This window comes from Polaromonas sp. P1_G4, assembly GCF_056405475.1.
Window position 1 is genome coordinate 1 of record NZ_JBFUCA010000643.1, and the last position, 2,046, is coordinate 2,046.

Here is a 2,046-nt window from a genome sequence, read left to right on the forward strand (position 1 = left end):
ACAGATGAGCAACACTGCAACCCTTAGCACCACCGCTGCTTCCACTGAAACACGCGCCGTCGTCGTTGAGCGCGAGATCCCTTACCCGCCCGAAAAARTCTGGCGCGCCCTCACGCAGCCGCACCTGATCGAAGAGTGGCTCATGAAGAACGACTTCAAGCCCGTCATGGACCAGCGTTTCAGCCTGCGCGCAGACTGGGGCGCTGTTGAATGCCAGGTTCTGGCCATCGAGCCCGACAAAACGCTGTCTTACACCTGGGCCGCCTATGGGCTTGAAAGCGTCGTCACCTGGACGCTCACCCCCACAGGCACGGGCACACACCTGCGCATGGAGCAGTCGGGCTTCCGGCTGGACCAGGAGCAGGCCTACCAGGGCGCCAAGCACGGCTGGCCGCAGTTCTTTGCCAAGCTCGAACAGGTTCTGGCGCGGGCAGGTTGACTGCCCGGGTCTTCGACACAAGGCATTGAGATGAATGCAATGGCCAAGAAGAAGCCCGATGCGAGCAGGGTGGCGGCAAAGGCAGGCAAGCCGGCCCTGCTCTCAGGCGGCAACCCGCAGATTCCCAAGGGCGAGGGCGATGCACCCGTGCAGGCTTACATCGCGGCCATGCCGGGGTGGAAGCGCGACATCGGCCAACGCCTTGACGCGCTCATCGTGCGCACTGTTCCTGGTGTGCACAAGGCCGTCAAATGGAATTCACCCTTCTACGGTGTGGAGGACCAAGGCTGGTTCCTCAGCGTCCATTGCTTCACGAAGTACGTCAAGGTGGCATTTTTTCGCGGCACGTCGCTACGGCCTGTTCCGCCGGGTGAATCCAAGAGCCAAGACACGCGCTATCTCGACATCCATGAAGATGACCCCTTCGACGAAGCGCAGCTCACCGACTGGGTGAAACAGGCCAGCCAGCTACCCGGCGAAAAGATGTGAGCAAACACCAGACATGATGAATGGAGCAACAACATGAACAAGACCAAGAGCGCACCGGTTGAAGCAAAAGAATCAGGCTCAGCTTCTGAGTTGATAGACGCAAAGATCAAAGGCCTCGATGACTGGCGCGGCGAGACGCTCGCCCGCGTCCGGGCCATCGTCACACAGGCCGTTCCCAATGTGGTCGAGGAATGGAAGTGGAGTGTTCCCGTCTGGTCTAAAGACGGCATCCTCTGCACCGGCGAGACCTACAAGAAGGCCGTGAAGCTGACCTTCCCCAAGGGCGCAAAGCTCGAAGACCCTTCGGGCCTTTTCAACTCCAGCCTCGAAGGCAACACCCGCCGCGCCATTGATTTTCATGAGGGCGACAAGGTCGATGAGAAAGCGCTGAAGGCATTGATACGCGATGCCGCGGCACTGAACAAGCCATCGGCCAAATAGACGGGCTCCAGGGCCACTTTCACGCGTCCCTGGGGAATCCCGATCGGCGAAACCACCGTGAGCCGTGCGACGCTCTCACGCGCTGGGTAAGCATTTAGCGTGCAGTTTCCCCATCTGGTTGCAATTTATCGCAGGCGATAAAAATGGTTTCAAATTAATGCAACCATTTTATTGCGCTTTTGAATTGACTTGCGCATAATAAATGCAACCAGGAGATTGCATATGACTTCATCAACGACATCGTCTTCATCATCTACAGACCGCATCGAACGCAGCACCTTGATCAACGCCCCCGTGTCACGGGTCTGGCGCGCGCTGGTGAACGCCGAAGAATTTGGCGGCTGGTTCGGCGTGGCGCTCAAGGGCAAAAACTTTATCGCCGGCCAGCAGGTGCAAGGCCACATCACCATTCCGGGCTACGAGCACGTGGTGTTTGACGTGCTCATTGAGCGCATTGAGCCCGAAAAGCTGTTCTCTTACCGCTGGCACCCCTACGCGGTAGACCCGGCCATTGACTATTCGAAAGAGCCCACCACGCTGGTCGAGTTCACGCTCAAAGACACCGGCAAGGGCACCCTGCTCAGCGTGGTGGAATCAGGCTTTGACAAAATCCCCGTGGCCCGCCGTGCAGAGGCCATTCGGATGAACGCCGGCGGCTGGGAAGGCCAGATGGAGAA

4 protein-coding genes are annotated in these 2,046 nt (G+C 58.7%); all 4 read left to right on the forward strand.

Annotation, left to right across the window (positions count from 1 at the left end):
- The first annotated feature begins 4 nt into the window (after positions 1–4).
- On the forward strand, positions 5–439 hold the full coding sequence (locus AC1D1X_RS21655; protein ID WP_477699153.1) for an SRPBCC family protein: 435 nt from the start codon (positions 5–7) through the stop codon (positions 437–439).
- A gap of 39 nt (positions 440–478) precedes the next feature.
- Complete coding sequence (locus AC1D1X_RS21660; protein ID WP_477671624.1) at positions 479–928, forward strand: DUF1801 domain-containing protein; 450 nt, start codon at positions 479–481, stop codon at positions 926–928.
- Positions 929–961: 33 nt separating this feature from the next.
- The gene (locus AC1D1X_RS21665) at positions 962–1,369 is read left to right on the forward strand and encodes a DUF1801 domain-containing protein (RefSeq protein WP_477671525.1); all 408 of its coding nucleotides are present in this window, start codon (positions 962–964) and stop codon (positions 1,367–1,369) included.
- Positions 1,370–1,591: 222 nt separating this feature from the next.
- A partial coding sequence (locus tag AC1D1X_RS21670; protein ID WP_477699152.1) for an SRPBCC family protein occupies positions 1,592–2,046 on the forward strand: 455 nt, incomplete at its 3' end.